A 17,508-nucleotide genomic window follows, 5' to 3' on the forward strand; every position below is an offset into this window, starting at 1 on the left:
TGGAATTGTATCGAAACAGCCGGCCCTGAAGCGCGCCGGAGCCCGTATCAGACCTTGCCGTTCGCCTTCTGGGCCAGCGTCTCCAGATGGCGGGTACGCTTGCGCAGGGAATCCAGCACGGCAGAAATTTCGGAAGTTGCGCCGGCAGTCTGGCCGGAGAGGTTCTTCACCTCACCTGCCACAACGGCGAAACCGCGGCCAGCTTCACCGGCACGCGCGGCTTCGATGGTGGCGTTAAGCGCCAGCAGGTTGGTCTGCTTGGCGATGGCGTCGATCTGCTGCGCAACGGTACCGACCTTGTCGATCTCATTCCGCAGGCCTTCCAGTTCCGTCGCGATCTCGTTCAGTGCGGCAGTCAAGTCAGCCGACCGGGCGGTGATCTCCGACGACTGTTCAGCGCTGTAGGTATCCATTGCCGCGAACCCTTTCCCACTGTTCACCCGCCCCATGCCCTATGCATAGGGGACGCGGGCTCATGTTATTGCCGACGCCTGGCCGCGACAGGATGGCATGCTCGCCCCTCTGCTGCACGGCGCATTTACACTGCATGCCAGCCAGCCATTAAATCCGTGTTAATTGGCGCCGTCGGGGTTGTTTTTAGCCGGCCGCCATACGCTTTCCCGTCCGTTTTGCGATACATCCTTATGCCATCCGCTATGGCGGGATGCGTTTTTAGCCTCCCACTGATTCGCGCGAAGCGGGAAATTTTCATATCAGCCTATGTCAGGGTGCCCCGAGCACGCTCCCGCACCCGAGTCTCGGCGCTACCGTGTCGTGATGCCTTCCCGCCCCGGGAGGAACCCGCCCCCGGCATGCCGCGTTGTGCCACAACGGCGCCACGCCCGCGCGATTATGATATCCCTCAAGGCCCTGTAACTTCCCGTTCATGCGGGCAGATTGACAGAGCCCCGCCCTTGTATAGATCTTGCGCGCCTGCCCGAGAGCGGCCGGCCGACCTCCAGAAAAACTTCAGGCTCAACCGGAGCACCCGAATGTCCCCCACTCTTGACCGCCGCGCGCTTCTCAAGGCGGTTGCTGCCACCTCGGCCATTGGCCTCGTCATGCGGGGCGGCCAGCCGGCCCTGGCGGCTGAAAAAGGCCTGAAGTTTGGCGATGCCTTCGACTTCTCGTTCGACACGCTGAAGCAGATGGCCGCCCGGATGTCGCGCGACGTCTATGTTGGCCCTTCGCATCCCGATCCGGAAATCCTGCAGCAGATCGATTACGACGCCTGGGGCAAGATCAGCTACGACACCGATCTTGCGGTGTTCGCGGACGGGCCCGGCAAGTTTCCCGTCACCTTCTTCCATCTCGGCCGCTTCTTCCAGAAGGCGGTGCAGATGCATGTGGTGGAAGGCGGCATGGCGCGCGAGATCGTCTACTCGTCCGATTATTTCAAGATGCCGGCCGACAGCGTGGCCCACAAACTGCCGGAAGGTGCCGGTTTTGCCGGCCTGCGTGTGCAGGAGCCGCGCGATGGCGAACTCGACTGGCGCAAGAATGACTGGGTCGCGTTCCTCGGCGCTTCTTACCTGCGCTCTATCGGCGAACTGCACCAGTACGGGCTTTCCGCCCGCGGTCTGGCGCTCGACACTGCGGTCTATGGCAAGGCCGAGGAATTCCCCGACTTCACCCAGATCTTCATCCAGACACCGGAAAACGGCAGCAGCGACAGCCTGACGCTGTTTGCCCTGCTGGACAGCCCGTCGATCACCGGTGCCTATCGCTTCGAGATGACGCGCGCGGCGGGTGTAGTGATGGACATCGATGTGACACTCTACCCGCGTGCCGCCATCAGCCGTTTCGGTATCGCGCCGCTGACCTCAATGTACTGGTTTTCCGAGACTGCCAAACCGACGGCCATCGACTGGCGTCCGGAGATCCATGATTCCGACGGGCTGGCGCTTTACACCGGCGTGGGCGAGCATATCTGGCGCCCCCTCAACAACCCGCCCTACATCACCGCCTCCGCCTTCGGCGACGAAAACCCGCGCGGCTTCGGGCTGCTGCAGCGTGACCGCAATTTCGACCACTATCAGGACGGCGTCTATTATGACCGCCGCCCGAGCGCCTGGGTCGAGCCCAAGGGCAGCTGGGGCAAGGGCGCGGTTCAGCTGATCGAGCTGTCGACCGATGACGAAATTCACGACAACATCGTCGCCATGTGGGTGCCGGAAGTAACGCCGGCTCCGGGCAGCGAGTTCAGCTACGGCTACCGGCTCTACTGGTCTGCGGACGAGCCGGATCCGACGCCGCTGGCGCGCTGCGTGGCCACCCGCCTCAGCAATGGTGGCCAGCCCGGCCAGCCCCGCCCCAAGGGCGTGCGCAAGTTCATGGTCGAATTCCTCGGCGGTCCGCTGACGGATGTGCCGTTCGGCGTGAAGCCGAAGATCGAGGCGACCACCTCACGGGGCACTTTCACCGACTACCAGCTGGTGGAAGCCGTGCCGGACGGCGTTGCCGGGCACTGGCGGGCCCAGTTTGACCTTGCGGGCGTAGAGGGCACCGATCCGGTAGAGATCCGCCTCTTCCTGTCTCTGGACGGCAAACCGGCAACGGAAACCTGGCTCTTCCAGTACCATCCGTTCTGACGACATCGGCTGCTTCTGACAGCCCCAGGAAATCGCCGGCCTTCGAAGGGCCGGCGATTTTGTTTCAGGCCGCGCTGCCAGCCTCGCCAGCATGGAGCGCGTTGATATCGAGCGACGTCTTGGCAACGGCAACCATCGTATCGCCATCCGCAGCGGAGGCGACGTTGCTGGCTACCTGGACGGTAGGAAAGGCGAAGCGAATGTCGTTGGCGCTGAAGGCGTTCTTGATCATCGCCAGCGCCTTGCGGCGAATGGTGAACTGCTCTCCCGGTTTGGTGGTCATCTTGACCCGGATCTGGATCGCATAATCACCGAACTGCTCGACACCCTGCATCTTCAACGGTTCAAGGATATGCGCCGCAAATTCGGGATCCGCCGCCAGTTCCAGCCCGACCTGCTTGATGATCTTACGGGCCTTTTCAAGGTCCGTGTCATAGGTCACGCCGAACATCATCTTTTCGATGACCCAGTCGCGGCTCATGTTCTGCACCGCCCCCAGCTCACCGAACGGCACGGTATAAAGCGGCCCCCGGTGATGGCGCAGCTTGACGGACCGCAGGCTGAAAGACTCAACGGTTCCCTTGTAGCTGCCGCTCTGAATGTATTCGCCAACGCGGAAAGCATCGTCGAGCAGGAAGAACACGCCGCTGATGACATCCTTCACCAGCGTCTGCGCACCGAAACCGACGGCAACGCCGACGACACCAGCGCCCGCGATCAGCGGCGCGATCTCGATCCCCATGGAGGAGAGCACCATGAGCGCCGAGATCACGAAGATCACCACGAAAAGGATATTGCGCAGGATGGGCAGCAGCGTGCGCAGGCGCGCATCGCGCCGGGCCTTGTCTGCCAATGCCTCCGGGCTATCCGGCTGCCGGCCGAGGCCAAGAGCTGCACCGGAGAGCCGCGCATCGATGAACGCGCGCAGAAATTGCCAGAGAAATTCCGCCACCAGCAGAATGACAACGGCCTTGAGCGCGCCGCGCATCAGCCGCGTGGAAATGGTGTCCCCCAGCGCAACGCTGTTGAGGTTGATGTGCCAGGCATTGGCCAGCAGCATGGCCGCGCCGACGATGAGAAGCGTGCGAATACCGCGGTCAAGGCAAACCTTGGCGACGGAGCGGAAGGCCTCCTCGGCATCCTCGCCCTCCGGCGGCCGCAGCACATGGTCGACACTGGCGCTGACCCCGCGAATGGCAAGCGGCAGGCCAACGGCAACAACCGCCAGCCAGAAGAGCTGCTCCGCCTGCAAAACCCAGAGCAGCCACAAGCTGCACAGGTAAAGCGTCAGCAGCGCCCGGACGAGGCGCGGATGGCGTCCCCCCGCCTCTGCTCCCTCATCCTGAGTTACCGCTGCCACACGGGCTGGCGGATGACGCCACAGCGCCTCGATAGCCACCAGCAGCAGGATGAGGCCGAGCTGATAAAAAAGCAGCTCCTGCGCCGGTTCCGACAGCCCCAGCGTGGTCAGGAGTTCGATCGTCACCCAGCCGAAAGCGGCAAGCCCCGTTATCAGGCCAAAGCGCACAAACCAGAACCAGGCGGCCGCCGTCGTCATCGGCACGAGCCGGAAGCGCACGGCCCCCGGCGCCAGCGCAAAGCGTCCAATGATCAGAGAGATACGGATGAAGACCAGTGCCGCCAGATTGCCGGTCACAATCTCGCGCAGCAGCGGCGGCCAGTCGAAAGCCAGGAAGGCGCCGACGGTTGCCAGCGAAAAACAGACGATGACGGTAAAGCCGAAGCACATGCGGATGGCAGCCGCCTGCAACCGGCCCGATGCGGTGTCGACAGGCAGTGTCAAAAGCCAGCGCAGAAAACCCGCCTTGTGCATGAGCACACGAAAAGCGAGGTCCGCCGCAACGCCGAAACCAAGAAAGATCAGGATCAGCACCCAAGGAGAAACCTTGAGGTCCTGCACCTCGAGCGCCAGAACCATTCGCGCATGCGCAATCTGATCCGACAGGGTAGGCAACGCGTCGGCAAGCCGGATCAGATGATCACGGATATCGCCCAGCATCCGGTCCATCGAGGCGGGCATGCCGGTTCCCAGAACGGCTGGCGCGGTCCCTGATGCCGTGGCGGCCACCGGCGCGCCGCCGTCGTGCTGGCCAGCAGCCCATTGCTGAACGACGGGATCGTTCATTAACTGAAGGAGTTGCTGTACCTGGGCGGGCGGCGTGACTGCCGGGGACACTGTTTCAGCGGCTGTAGCGGGAAACGCCAGCGCGAGCAGAAACAATACGGCAGAGCCCCCCAGAAATGCCGCCAATCTTCGGCTCGATCGACCTTCCACCTGCATGCCGCCCCCAGCTGCAAAAATCATTATTGAACGTAGTCTAGCAGAAAGCCGGCGCTGACAATATTCGGGCGCCGGCGTGCGGTTCTGGCGAAGGAAAAGGTACAAAAGCAAAAAGCCCTGCCTTGCGGCAGGGCCTTTTTGTTTGGCGTCCCCTACGGGATTCGAACCCGTGTCGCCGCCGTGAAAGGGCGGTGTCCTAGGCCTCTAGACGAAGGGGACATAAGGACTTTTTTGTTACCCCGTCGCTGGGGTGGCGGTTAAATAGCCGAGCAGGCCGGGGGGTGCAAGAGGCAAAATCAAATTATTTTCGATTTCTGCTAAAGCGTTGATCCGGCCCACACTTCCGCCACGTCCTCAATCACGAACTGGGCGCTCTCCCGACCGTTCCAGCTATCGAGGCGCAAATGCCCGGCGATATGGACCGGAGCGGAGCTTGCCCCCAGCAGGCGTGCCCCCAGATCGCTGTCCGCACAGCGGAAGGCAATCGCCTTCAGCCTGCCGCCGCTGGCCGTATCGGCAATCATGCAGCGGACATGGCTGCCGCCGACGATGGCCGGCGCCACGATGCGAGCGTTGGAGAGCACAAAACGCGGCTCGCTGTTGGCAGTACCGAACGGGGCAAGCCGCTGCAGGGTATTAGCAAGATCGATGGTCGCCGCTTGCGCTCCGATCACCCCGTCGATCTCGATGCCAGGCTGCGGCACCGTGCCGGAAAGCTGGCGGGAAAGATGCTCGGCCAGAAAAACTGTCAGCGCCGGAAGCTGCGACCGTTCAACGGTCAGACCCGCCGCCATCGCGTGACCGCCGCCGGCAATCAGCAGGCCGGCCTGGCGGGCGGCCAGAATGGCAGAGCCGAGATCAACGCCCGGCACGGAGCGCCCGGACCCCTTGCCGGTTTCGCCATCAAAGGCGATGGCGAGCGACGGCTTGCCCGACTGGTCCTTGATCCGGCTGGCGACGATGCCGATGACGCCGGGATGCCAGGCCTCGCCGGACACAATGACCAGCGGCACGTCCGGGGCAGCAGTCTCGGCGGCTTCCGCCTGCTCCCGTGCTTCGGCCAGCACGGCCTGCTCGATTTCCTTGCGCTGGCCGTTGAGGGCATCGAGTTCAGCAGCCAGCGCCCGCACTTCGACAGGATCATCGCTGCTAAGAAGGCGCGATCCGCTGGCCGCGCGCCCTACCCGTCCGCCCGCATTGACGCGGGGGCCAAGGATGAAGCCGAGATGGTAGGCACCCGGCTTTTCCGACACTCCCGCCACATCGGCCAGCGCCGCCATGCCCGGGTTGCCACGGCCGGCGATCACACGCAGCCCCTGGCTCACCAGCGCGCGGTTGAGCCCCAGAAGCGGAACGACGTCGCACACGGTGCCAAGGGCGACGAGGTCGAGCCAGCCCATGAGATTGGGTTCGCTGCGGCCTTCGGCAAAGAAGCCTGCCTGCCGCAGGCAGCGATTGACCGCCACCAGCGTCAGGAAGCTGACGCCCACAGCACAAAGAGAACGAAGGCCGGAAGTGTCGTCATGCCGGTTGGGATTGACGATGGCAAAGACCCGCGGCAGCGCGGCTTCCACCTCATGATGGTCGAGGACGATGATCTCCATCCCCTCGCCCGCCGCCGCTTCCAGCACTTCAATGGCTGTTGAGCCGCAGTCGACGGTAAGGAAGAGCCCGGCGCCCCGGCTTTTGAGCCCCTGCAAGGCCGGCAGATTAGGGCCGTAGCCTTCTTCGATGCGATCCGGAATATGGATGTCAGCTTCGATGCCAACGGCGCTGAAATAGCGCTTGAGCAGCGCTGTCGAGGTCGCGCCGTCGACATCATAGTCGCCGAGAATGCCGATGCGCTCGCCGCGGCGGACGGCTTCGGCAAGACGGGCGGCTGCCTTGTCCATGTCGATGAGCCGGCTCGGGTCCGGCATCAGGGCGCGCAGGGTGGGATTGAGAAAGCTCTCGGCTTCTTCAAGGCCGATGCCGCGCGCCGCCATCATGCTGGCGACGACGCCCGGAACATCATGACGCTGGGAAAGAGCCAGCGCCTCGCGCTCGCTGGTAACGGTCGGCTGGCGGCGCCACAGCCAGCGCCGGCCGGCAACAGAACGTTCGACACCGAGGACGAGGCCGCTAGCGGCCTCGTCCTCGGTCCGGGGATCAGCGGATAGGACGTTGGTCAAGTTTCGGATGCCGGGCGAAATTATGAACCGCCTCAATGTAGCGGACTGTGCCGCTCTTGGAACGCATTACGATGGAATGGGTGCGCGCACCGCCGGCAAAACGGCGCACGCCCTTGAGCAGGCTGCCGTCCGTCACACCGGTCGCCGCGAACATCACGCTGCCGCTGGCAAGATCGGTAAGTGCATATTTGCGATCCAGATCCTTGACGCCCCAGCGGTCGGCGCGGGCCTTTTCCTCATCATTGCGGAAGATGAGGCGCCCCTGCATCTGGCCACCGGTGCAGCGCAGGGCCGCAGCCGCCAGCACGCCTTCCGGCGCCCCGCCGATGCCCATATAGATGTCGATTCCCGAGCCGGGCTGGGAGGTTGCGATCACACCCGCCACATCGCCATCGGAGATGAGCACGATGCGGGCACCCGCCTCGCGCACTTCCTGGATGAGGGCGGAATGGCGCGGCCGGTCGAGAATGCAGACGGCAAGGTCATTGACGTCTTCGCCGCGGAAATCCGCCAGTGCCCGCAGGTTTTCGGTCGGCGACATGTCGAGATCGACAATGCCTTCCGGCAGGCCGGCACCGACGGCGATCTTCTGCATGTAGACGTCGGGCGCATTAAGGAACCCGCCAGCCTCGGCCATGGCCACGCAGGCCATCGCGTTGGGCAGGCCCTTGGCCGTGATGGTCGTGCCTTCCAGCGGATCGAGCGCAATGTCGATCTTGGGGCCGCCGGAGCCGACCTTTTCACCGATATAGAGCATCGGCGCCTCGTCGCGCTCGCCCTCACCGATCACGATGGTACCGTCGATGGCAAGGCCATTGAGGGCGGTACGCATGGCATCAACCGCAAACTGGTCTGCCGCCTCCTCATCGCCGCGCCCCATCTGGAGCGAGGCCTTGAGCGCGGCTGCTTCGGTTACCCGAACAGCTTCGAGGGCAAGGTTGCGGTCTGTCCAATGCTCGGCGGCATCGCCGCCCGGAGTAAGCATCTGTCGTCTTCTCCCGAATGAAGGACTGCCGGCGGATTTTTGCCGGTCTGTTGGTTGCGTTAGCCAGGAAGCGGCTGCCCTGCCCTTGCCGGACCGGCAACCGCCTTGCCCCCTTGCTTAAATCGCTTCGATCCGGATGACGCTTGGCTTTGCCACCACGGCCGGGTGCGCCTCGATGCGCGCCAACACGCGGTTCATGGCCGCTTCATCCGTCTCGTGAGTTGTAAATACCACCGATACGTTACGATTGGCTGCCGTGCCACGTCCATGCTGGCTGAGGCGAGAGATAGATACTGCCTCGTCCCGCATTGCGGCACCAATATGGGCGATGACACCCGGCTGATCGAGCACCGTCAGGCGGACATAGTATTCGCCGCGATGCCTGTCCATTGGAACGACTGGCAGGTTGCGGAGTTCCGCTTGCGGCAGCGTAAAGGTCGGCGTGGTACGGCCACGGGCAACATCCACAAGGTCTGCGACCACAGCAGAGGCCGTCGGCCCTGCCCCGGCGCCGCGGCCGATGAAAGTCACCTTGTCGACAGCATCACCCAGCACGGTAACGGCGTTGAAGGCGTCTTCCACCATCGCCAGCGGATGATCGAGCGGGATCATGCACGGGTGCACACGGCGCTCGATGGCGCCATCCACCAGCCGGGCGATCCCTAGCAGCTTGATGCGGTACCCAAGCTCGGCGGCAAACTCGATATCGAGCGCGGTGATGTTGCGAATACCCTCGACATGCACGCTGTCGAAATCAACCGGGCAGCCAAAGGCGGCAGAGGCCAGCACTGTCAGCTTGTGCGCAGCATCGATGCCGTCCACGTCAAAGCTCGGATCGGCCTCGGCATATCCCAGCGCCTGGGCATCGGCCAGCACGTCGGCGAAATCGCGGCCCGTGAGGCGCATCTGGGTCAGGATATAATTGCAGGTGCCGTTGAGGATGCCCTCGATGGCAACGATGTTGTTGGCCGAAAGCCCCTCGCGCAGCCCCTTGATCACCGGAATGCCGCCAGCAACCGCAGCCTCATAGGCAACCGCAAGATCAGTCTTTTCGGCCGTAGCGGCAATTTCGCTGCCATGGATGGCCAGCAGTGCCTTGTTGGCGGTTACCAGATGACGGCCGGCGCCAAGGGCGGCCATGGCCGTCTTGCGCGCGATGCCTTCAGAACCGCCGATCAGCTCGACAACAACGTCGATGCCATCGGCTACCGCCATCTCGGCGGCATCGTCAAACCAGCGATAGGAAGAAACATCGACCGGCCGGCTGGCATCGCGCCGGCGGGCGGAAACGGCCACCAGCTCTATCGGGCGGCCGGCACGGGCTGCAAGCAGCCCGGCCTGCTTCTGCAGGATATCGACAACACCGGCACCAACCGTGCCCAGACCAGCAATAGCGACTTTAAGAGGATCTCCGCTCACGGCACTCAAACCTTCTTTTTCGAACCTTTTTTCCTGTCCCCCTCAGCCTCGGCGGGCTGAGACGGACGCTGGGCAGCATTCACACCATGGGCGGCAAGGAACTGCTTGATATTCCTCACCGCCTGGCGGGTTCGATGCAGGTTTTCGACAAGGCCGAAGCGGACATGGTCATCGCCATATTCACCAAAGCCGAGGCCCGGAGCCACCGCAACAGCGGCCTCCTTGAGCAGCAGCTTGGAGAATTCGATCGAGCCCATATCCTTGAAGACCGGCGGGATTTTGGCCCAGACAAACATGCTGGCTTCCGGCGGGGTGACTTCCCACCCGGCGGCATTCAGCCCTTCGCACAGCAGATCGCGGCGAGCCTTGTACATGGCGCGGATTTCATCGACGCAATCCTGCGGGCCGTTGAGCGCTGCCGTGGCCGCCACCTGGATGGGGGTGAAGGCGCCGTAATCGACGTAGGACTTCATGCGGGCAAGCGCAGAGATGAGCTTGCGGTTGCCGCAGGCAAAGCCCATGCGCCAGCCCGGCATATTGTAGGTCTTGCTGAGCGAGGTGAATTCCACTGCGATCTCGCGCGCCTCGGGGATCTGCAGGATCGAGGGCGGCGGATTGTCGGTGAAATAGATCTCCGAATAGGCGATGTCGGAGAGGATCCAGATCTTGTTCTCAAGGCAGTATTCAACGATCTGCCGGTAGAAGGCGAGATCGACTACCTCACCCGTCGGATTGTTCGGATAGCTCAGCACCAGCGCCAACGGGCGCGGAACCGACACGCGCACAGCACGGTCGAGCTGGGCGAGGAATTCCGGGCCCGGCTTTGCCGTCAGCGAGCGGATAGCCGCGCCGGCGATGATGAAACCGAACTGGTGGATCGGATAGGCCGGGTTCGGCACCAGGATGACATCACCCGGGCTGGTGATCGCCTGCGCAAGGTTGGCAAGGCCTTCCTTGGAACCAAGCGTGGCAATCGCTTCCGTCTCCGGGTCGAGATCGACATCGAACCGGCGCTTGTAATAGCCGGCAATGGCCCGGCGCAGGCCGGGAATGCCGCGCGAGTTGGAATAACGGTGGGTGCGCGGGTCCTGCACGGCCTCGACGAGCTTGTCGACGATGTGCTGCGGGGTCGGCTGATCGGGGTTGCCCATGCCGAAATCAATGATGTCTTCACCGGCGGCGCGAGCTCGGGCCTTCATGGCGTTCACTTCCGCGAACACGTAAGGCGGCAGGCGCTTGATCCGGTAAAAGTCCTCTTGCATTTCGAACCCCGTTGGAAAGGAAACCCGTGCCCCTCATGGGCAGGGCCGCGCCCGTTCTAGCGTCCCCGCCGGGCGGATGCGAGGGATTATTTGCCTCAAGGCCGTGCAGATTGTTGCAATCTTGCCCTGTGGCCATAGTGGTTTGGCAAAACATGCGAAAGGGCGGCCGGTTATCATGCCGGCCGCCCTCCCCTGGATACTGGCAACCGGTTTTACTGACTGAGGGCGATGTCGGCGCGCCGCCCGTCCTTGCTGGCGGTGCCGGCTGGCAGGGTCGCGGCCTCAACCTCGATCATCGTCGGGTCGACACCAAAGACCACCAGCTGTTTGGCAACGGCATTGGCGCGGTCGGTCGCGAGTTGCAGGCTGCGCACGGCGCGGGTGACGGCATCGCCGGCCCCGTCAGCCGAGGAATAGCCGGTCACCTTCACCCGGGCGACGGCGATCTTCTGCTTCTCCGCCAACTGGCTGAGGCGGGAAAGGTCGCCGGCAGCCAGCTTGCTGCCACCATTGCCGAAATAGACCTGCAGGGCCGCCGGTCCCATGACCGTTGCAGTGGCCGGGGCCGGCATTGCGGCCATCGGCGCCGGCGTTGCTGTAGCGGACGGCGGCAGCAACGGATCGACCCGCGGCGGTACCGGCGCCATACCGGGTTGATACCGCTGGTTCAGGGCGCGCTGATAAACGTCAGCCACGCTCGCCGGAGCGCTTTCAGCAACCGGGGCCGGTGCAGCACCGGCTGGCATCGGCTCGACAGGGCTTGCGGCCACCGGGGTGGCGGACGTCGCAGCCACCGGCATCGCACCGGCCAGAGCCGGGATTTCCGGCATCACCGGCATGGGCGTCGCCTGCGGGGCAGCCGGAGCGGCAGGTTCAGCCGGCATGACGGCGCCGACAGGCTGGGAAGCCGTCGTTGCCGCGCCCGACTGCATCTGCGCAATTTCCTGCTGCTGCTGGGCAGCGGTCGGCCCGGGCGCCGGGCGCGGCGGCACCTCAGCGAGGTTGGGATAAGGCTGCGAGGCCGCCGCTTCAGCCGCGGAAGTCGCGCTGCCGGAGCCATTCAGATAACGCAGATTGTCCGGCACATAGGCCGGAACCGCGGGGGCCGGAACCGCAGGGGCTGCATCCGCTGCCGGTGCAGGAGCCGGCGCCGGTTCAGCCGCCGCGACCTGCGGCTCAGCAGCAGGCTCAGGCTGTGCCGGCATGGCAGGCACAGGTTCGGGGGCAGCAGCAGCCACTTCCGGCTGCGGGGCCGGAGCAGCAGCAACCTGCTCTTCAGCCACCGGCGTTGCCGGCACGGCGGGCGGCGGTGCCGGCTCGGCCTTCGCGGTCTTGTCGGCAGGCTGTCCTTCGGCCGGCGCCCCGCTGACGGTCGGCTTGATGTCGCCGGCATAAGGCGCGCTGGAGGAAAACACCGAGGTCGCGTCATCCCACGCGCTGCCCATCGTGCCGCAGGCGCCGAGCGCCAGGCTGGAGACGGACAGCAGCAGCCCCATCATACTGCGGTGCAACAGGACGCCTTGTTTCTTGTTCATGCCGAACTCGCGGTTCTTTGATTTCATAGCGTTTCCGGTTTCGTCCACCGCTGGCTGCCACCCTGGAGGCGGCACCGCAACAGTTACTGGTGTTTTGCAGTTGCGAGACCGGCGCGGCCTCTGCCATCCTTTTACCCGCGGACGGGCCGTTCCGCGCGATCCTCTACGAATTTCAGCGCTGGCTCAATAGCCTAGGGCCTGATGCCGCAGAGCGACACTGCCAGCCGGCGCAGATTGCCCGGCAGCAAATAATGAGAGCGCTGGCCTCAAGGCGCCGGAAAGTGGCGATATCAACGTCTTCGGGAGAGAATTGATGACAGCCTCCAAAGCCGGAAAACCTGCTGCGGACTCCAACGCCCAGACGCCTGCCGCCGATCCCGCGGAAATGGCGCAGCGCATGACCCAACTGGCCGAACGCAGCCAGAAGGTGATGCTGGAGTTCATGGGCCGGCACAAGGGCGAGTTCGCTGAAAACCTTGATCCGATCAACTCGGGCAAGGCAATGATGGAGGCAATGGTTCTGCTGTTCAGCGATCCGGCCAAGCTGATGCAGAAGCAGATGGAGCTCTGGCAGAGCTATATGTCGCTCTGGCAGCAAACCGCGCAGCGCATGATGGGCATGGAAAGCAAGCCGGTCATCGAGACGCCGCGCGGCGACCGCCGCTTCAAGGACGAGGCGTGGAACAGCAGCCTCGTGTTCGATTTCATCAAGCAATCCTACCTGCTCTCCAGCCGCTTTATCCAGCACACGGTCGGCGAGATCGACGGGCTGAACAAGACCGACAAGCAGAAGGTCGATTTCATCGCCCGCCAGTTCGTCGAGGCACTCTCCCCCAGCAATTTCGTGATGACCAATCCGGAAGTGCTGCGTACCACCATCGACAGCAAGGGCGAGAACCTTGTGAAGGGCCTTGAGAACCTGCTCAAGGATATCGAGCGTGGCGGCGGCGATCTGCGCATCTCGCAAACCGATGAGACGGCCTTCGAGGTCGGCAAGAACATTGCCGTCACGCCGGGCAAGGTCGTGTTCCAGAACGAGATGATGCAGCTCATCCAGTATGAGCCGACGACGGAGACGGTCTACAGGCGCCCGCTCCTCATCGTTCCGCCCTGGATCAACAAGTTCTATATCCTCGATCTCAAGCCGCAGAACTCCTTCATCAAATGGGCGGTCGACCAGGGCCTGACGGTGTTCGTCGTCTCCTGGGTCAACCCGACGGCGGAATATCGCAACAAGGGCTTTACCGAATACATGACCGGCGGCCCGCTGGCCGCGATCGACGCCATTGAAAAGGCAACGGGCGAAAAGGACGTCAACGCCATCGGCTACTGCATCGGCGGGACGCTGCTGGCGACCACGCTTGCCTGGATGAAGGCCAAGGGCGATGCCCGTATCAAGTCGGCGACCTACTTCACCACGCTCATCGATTTCGAGGATGCGGGTGAGCTCAAGATCTTTACCGATGACGAGCAGATCACCCGGCTCGAGACAGAGATGCAGGAGCTTGGTTATCTCGACGGCCGCACCATGGCCGCAACCTTCAACAGTCTGCGCGCCAACGACCTGATCTGGTCCTTCGTCGTCAACAACTACCTGCTCGGCAAGGACCCCTTCCCCTTCGACCTGCTGTACTGGAATGGCGATGCCACGCGCATGCCCTGCGCCATGCACTCCTGGTACCTGCGCAAGCTCTATCTGGAGAACAAGCTGATCCAGCCGGGCGGCGTGGAAGTGGGCGGTGTCGCCATCGACCTCAGCACCATCGACGTACCGACCTTCCAGATTTCCACCCGCGAAGACCACATCGCCCCGTGGAAATCCACCTTCGCCGCCACCCAGACCTACAGCGGTACGATGAAATTCGTGCTCGCCGGCTCCGGCCATATTGCCGGCGTCATCAATCCGCCGGCAGCCAACAAATACGGCTACTGGACCAACACCAAGAAGATCAAGGACCCGGACGCCTGGTATGACAGCGCCACCTATGCCGAAGGCTCCTGGTGGCCGGAATGGGCCAAGTGGCTTTCCAAGTATGGTGGCACCAAGGTCCCGGCCCGTGTTCCCGGCGATGGCGGCCTGCCGGCGCTGGAAGCTGCCCCCGGCAGCTATGTGCTGGTGAAATCCACCTGAAGCACCTTCTGGAAGAAAAAAGCCCTGCCGGTTTCGGCAGGGCTTTTTTTATTTACGCAGTCGTGCCTGCTTTTCAGGGATAGGCCGGGCCGCCGCGATAGGCGTGGGCGATCTTCGCATAGTGGGTCGCCGACTTGCCGATGGCGGCGATCTCCTCCTCGCTCAGATTGCGCATCGGCTTTGCCGGCACACCGGCCCAGAGCTCGCCGCGCTTCACACGCTTGTTCTCGGTTACCAGCGCGCCCGCGGCAACCATGCCGCCCTCTTCCACCACCACACCATCCAGCAGGCAGGCCCGCATGCCGACAAAGCAGCGGTCTTCCAGCGTGCAGGCATGCAGCACGGCCCCGTGGCCAACCGTCACCTCGTCGCCGATCAGCGTCGGATTGCCGTGGGTGGTCACATGGATGATGGTGCCATCCTGGATGTTGGTACGGGCACCGATGCGGATGTAGTTGACGTCACCGCGCAGGATGGCGCCGAACCAGATGCTGCTTTCAGCACCAATGCTGACGTCACCGATGACGGCAGCGCCATCGGCAACAAACACATCGCCGGCGATTTCCGGATAAGCCTCGCCGAAGGCCTGAATGATGGCTGCCATGATGCTTTGACCTCAGGGGAACATGCCGATACCGGAAAGCGCAGTGCTCTCCGGCAGGCCATAGGCGACGTTGAAGCACTGCAGCGCCTGGCCGCTCGCGCCCTTGGTCAGGTTGTCCTCGGCGCCGAAAATAATCACGCGGCCGGGAATGGTGTCGGCGAACACGCCGATGCGCAGCTGGTTGGTTCCCCGCACATGGCGCGTCTGCGGTGCTTCACCGAGCGGCAGCAGGCGAATGAACGGCTCCTTGCCATAGGCTTCTGCAAGGCAGGCGTGAAGGATGGCGGCGTCGACACCGGCCTTCGCCTTCACATAGATGGTGGAGAGAATACCCCGGCTCATCGGCATCAGATGCGGCGTAAAGCTGATGGTGACCTTGCGGCCCGCAGCCCAGCCGAGCCCCTGCTCGATCTCCGGCCGGTGGCGATGGTTGGCAACGCCATAGGCATGGATACCTTCGGCCACCTCGGTAAAGAGCGAGGCTTCTTTTGCGGAGCGGCCGGCACCGCTGACACCGGACTTGGCATCGACGATGATGTCATCCGCCTCGATCAGACCGGCTTTCAGCAGCGGGATCAGCGGCAGCTGTGCGGAGGTCGGGTAACAGCCGGGCACCGCCACCAGCATGGCGCCCCTGATCTTCTCCCGGTGCGCTTCTACAAGGCCATAGACCGTTTCGGGCTGCAGTTCGGGCGCCTGATGCTCGCCATACCATTTGGCGTAAGTCTCGACATCCGCCAGACGGAAGTCCGCCGACAGGTCAAAAACCCGGACCTTGGGATAGTCGGTGCGGATACGTTTGATCACCTGCTGGGTGGTGCCGTGCGGCAGGCAGCAAAAAACCGCATCAAGCGCGGAGAAATCCACCGCGTCGATGGCAACCATCGTGGGCAGGTCAACGCCGTAGAACTGCGGAAACACGTCCGACAGCGGCTTGCCGGCATGGCGGTCCGCCGTCAGTGCGGCCACGGTGACGTTCGGGTGCAGATGCAGAAGTCGCAGCAGTTCGGCCCCGGTATAGCCACTGGCTCCCAGAACACCGACCCTGATCTTTTGCGCCTTGTCGTCCATCTTCCCGCTTCATCCAGTGATACTGGTGGCCGCCCCATGCGGCTCCGACCGTTGCAGGCAGTGTTAACCCGGCTGGTCGGTGGTTTCCAGCGCGCTGGTCACAGAAACAGGCCCTGCCCCGGAATGGCAGCCTTGCAGGAAAGCACAAAAGAAAAAGGGGCACCCGAAGGTACCCCTTTTCCCACGCTGTACAGCAGCTCTGCCGAAGCTTAGCGCTTGGAGAACTGGAAGCTGCGACGAGCCTTGGCCCGGCCGTACTTCTTACGCTCGACCGTACGGTCGTCGCGGGTCAGCAGACCGGCCTTCTTGAGCGCGGTGTGCAGAGCCGGCTCGTAGTTGTTCAGCGCACGGCTGATGCCGTGGCGCAGCGCACCGGCCTGGCCCGACAGACCGCCGCCCTTGACGGTGGCGACGACGTCGAACTGGTTCTCGCGGCTCACGATCTCGAACGGCTGCTCGAGCAGCATGCGCAGAACCGGGCGACCGAAATAAACGATCTGGTCCTTGCCGTTGATGGTGATCTTGCCGGAGCCCGGCTTGATCCACACGCGGGCCACGGCGTCCTTACGACGGCCGGTGCCATAGGCACGGCCCTGTGCGTCGATCTTCGGCTCGCTGAGAGCGGCTTCGGAAACGGCGGTCGCGGCGCCCAGATCCTTCAGATCCGTGACAGTGGTGGTCTCGGTCATGATCAGGCGACCCTCTTGTTCTTCGCATTCATCGAGGCGACATCAAGCACCTCGGGCTGCTGGGCCTCATGCGGGTGCTCTTCACCGGCATAAACCTTCAGCTTCTTGAGCATGTGGCGGGCGAGCGCGTTCTTCGGCATCATGCGGCGAACGGCGTTCTCGACCACGGCCTGCGGACGACGACCGGCGAGCAGCTGCTCCATGGTCCGGTCCTTGATGCCGCCCGGGTAACCGGTGTGCCAGTAGAACTTCTTGTCCACGAGCTTGTTGCCGGTCAGGTGCACCTTGTCAGCATTGATAACGACGATGAAATCGCCGGTATCGATGTGCGGGGTGAACATGGCCTTGTGCTTGCCACGCAGACGGTTGGCGATGATCGTTGCCAGACGGCCGAGCACGACACCCTTGGCGTCAATGACGTACCACTTGGCTTCGACCTCGGACGGCTTGGCCGAATAGGTCTTCATAATGGCTCCAGTAAACTTTCTCGTGCCCGACCGCCCTGCCCCGTTTCCGGAGCGAGCGTCTCAGGCGACAGTGGCGCGCTTTTATGGTGCTGCCACAGCCTTGTCAAGGCGCAGTTTTCAAGCTTTCAGGGCGTCGGTATTATAATACCGCACCCGGAACGCGCCGGTTCTTGCGCGTTTCAGACTGATAACCCACTGCCGACTGAACGAACAGCCGCTCTTTGCCTTTTGCAATCTTCGGACGGCCTGCAATGCGACAGGCGAGCGCACTTTAAATAGCG

At 63.3% G+C, this 17,508-nt stretch carries 13 protein-coding genes and 1 tRNA gene; 2 read left to right on the forward strand and 12 right to left on the reverse strand.

Annotated elements, in window-relative coordinates; translation table 11 throughout:
• Window positions 1-47: 47 nt before the first annotated feature.
• Window positions 48-413 carry a methyl-accepting chemotaxis protein gene (locus tag QTL98_RS11475; RefSeq protein ID WP_445678620.1) on the reverse strand — a complete coding sequence of 122 codons (366 nt, stop codon included), beginning with the start codon at window positions 411-413 and terminating at the stop codon, window positions 48-50.
• Window positions 414-992: 579 nt separating this feature from the next.
• Between QTL98_RS11475 and QTL98_RS11480 the strand changes: the two genes are divergently transcribed.
• On the forward strand, window positions 993-2,591 hold the full coding sequence (locus tag QTL98_RS11480) for an OpgD/OpgG family glucan biosynthesis protein (RefSeq protein WP_445678621.1): 1,599 nt from the start codon (window positions 993-995) through the stop codon (window positions 2,589-2,591).
• A gap of 64 nt (window positions 2,592-2,655) precedes the next feature.
• On the opposite strand, the gene QTL98_RS11485 is transcribed toward QTL98_RS11480, so the two are convergent.
• From QTL98_RS11485 to QTL98_RS11515, 7 genes are all read right to left on the reverse strand, one after another.
• Window positions 2,656-4,737 carry a mechanosensitive ion channel family protein gene (locus QTL98_RS11485; protein WP_445678622.1) on the reverse strand — a complete coding sequence of 694 codons (2,082 nt, stop codon included), beginning with the start codon at window positions 4,735-4,737 and terminating at the stop codon, window positions 2,656-2,658.
• A 299-nt stretch (window positions 4,738-5,036) separates the two neighbouring features.
• A tRNA-Glu gene (locus tag QTL98_RS11490) sits at window positions 5,037-5,112 on the reverse strand.
• Between the two features lie 98 nt (window positions 5,113-5,210).
• The gene (recJ, locus tag QTL98_RS11495; RefSeq protein WP_445678623.1) at window positions 5,211-7,064 is read right to left on the reverse strand and encodes a single-stranded-DNA-specific exonuclease RecJ; all 1,854 of its coding nucleotides are present in this window, start codon (window positions 7,062-7,064) and stop codon (window positions 5,211-5,213) included.
• Entirely contained in the window at window positions 7,042-8,049 is a 1,008-nt protein-coding gene (gene glpX, locus QTL98_RS11500) for a class II fructose-bisphosphatase (protein WP_445678624.1), read from the reverse strand. Before glpX ends, recJ begins: the two co-directional genes overlap by 23 nt.
• Window positions 8,050-8,166: 117 nt before the next feature.
• Window positions 8,167-9,477 carry a homoserine dehydrogenase gene (locus tag QTL98_RS11505; protein WP_510637480.1) on the reverse strand — a complete coding sequence of 437 codons (1,311 nt, stop codon included), beginning with the start codon at window positions 9,475-9,477 and terminating at the stop codon, window positions 8,167-8,169.
• The gene (locus QTL98_RS11510; protein ID WP_445678626.1) at window positions 9,474-10,730 is read right to left on the reverse strand and encodes an LL-diaminopimelate aminotransferase; all 1,257 of its coding nucleotides are present in this window, start codon (window positions 10,728-10,730) and stop codon (window positions 9,474-9,476) included. The genes QTL98_RS11505 and QTL98_RS11510 overlap by 4 nt, the downstream gene beginning before the upstream one ends.
• Window positions 10,731-10,942: 212 nt before the next feature.
• The gene (locus tag QTL98_RS11515; protein ID WP_445678627.1) at window positions 10,943-12,292 is read right to left on the reverse strand and encodes an OmpA family protein; all 1,350 of its coding nucleotides are present in this window, start codon (window positions 12,290-12,292) and stop codon (window positions 10,943-10,945) included.
• Between the two features lie 286 nt (window positions 12,293-12,578).
• Here QTL98_RS11515 and QTL98_RS11520 point away from each other — a divergent pair, with 286 nt between their 5' ends.
• A complete protein-coding gene (locus tag QTL98_RS11520) occupies window positions 12,579-14,396 on the forward strand; it encodes a PHA/PHB synthase family protein (RefSeq protein ID WP_445678628.1) in 1,818 nt (605 codons plus the stop codon).
• Window positions 14,397-14,469: 73 nt separating this feature from the next.
• Here the strand turns inward: QTL98_RS11520 and QTL98_RS11525 are convergent, their stop codons facing one another.
• The 4 genes from QTL98_RS11525 to rplM form a co-directional block, all read right to left on the reverse strand.
• Window positions 14,470-15,000, reverse strand: a complete 531-nt coding sequence (locus tag QTL98_RS11525) for a gamma carbonic anhydrase family protein (RefSeq protein ID WP_445678629.1) — start codon at window positions 14,998-15,000, stop codon at window positions 14,470-14,472.
• Between the two features lie 12 nt (window positions 15,001-15,012).
• Complete coding sequence (argC, locus tag QTL98_RS11530; RefSeq protein ID WP_445678630.1) at window positions 15,013-16,071, reverse strand: N-acetyl-gamma-glutamyl-phosphate reductase; 1,059 nt, start codon at window positions 16,069-16,071, stop codon at window positions 15,013-15,015.
• A 209-nt stretch (window positions 16,072-16,280) separates the two neighbouring features.
• Complete coding sequence (gene rpsI, locus QTL98_RS11535; protein WP_445678631.1) at window positions 16,281-16,760, reverse strand: 30S ribosomal protein S9; 480 nt, start codon at window positions 16,758-16,760, stop codon at window positions 16,281-16,283.
• Window positions 16,761-16,762: 2 nt separating this feature from the next.
• Entirely contained in the window at window positions 16,763-17,227 is a 465-nt protein-coding gene (rplM, locus tag QTL98_RS11540; RefSeq protein WP_445678632.1) for a 50S ribosomal protein L13, read from the reverse strand.
• Between the last annotated feature and the right edge of the window lie 281 nt (window positions 17,228-17,508).

The organism is Radicibacter daui (assembly GCA_030657355.1).
GTDB classification, from domain to species: domain Bacteria; phylum Pseudomonadota; class Alphaproteobacteria; order Radicibacterales; family Radicibacteraceae; genus Radicibacter; species Radicibacter daui.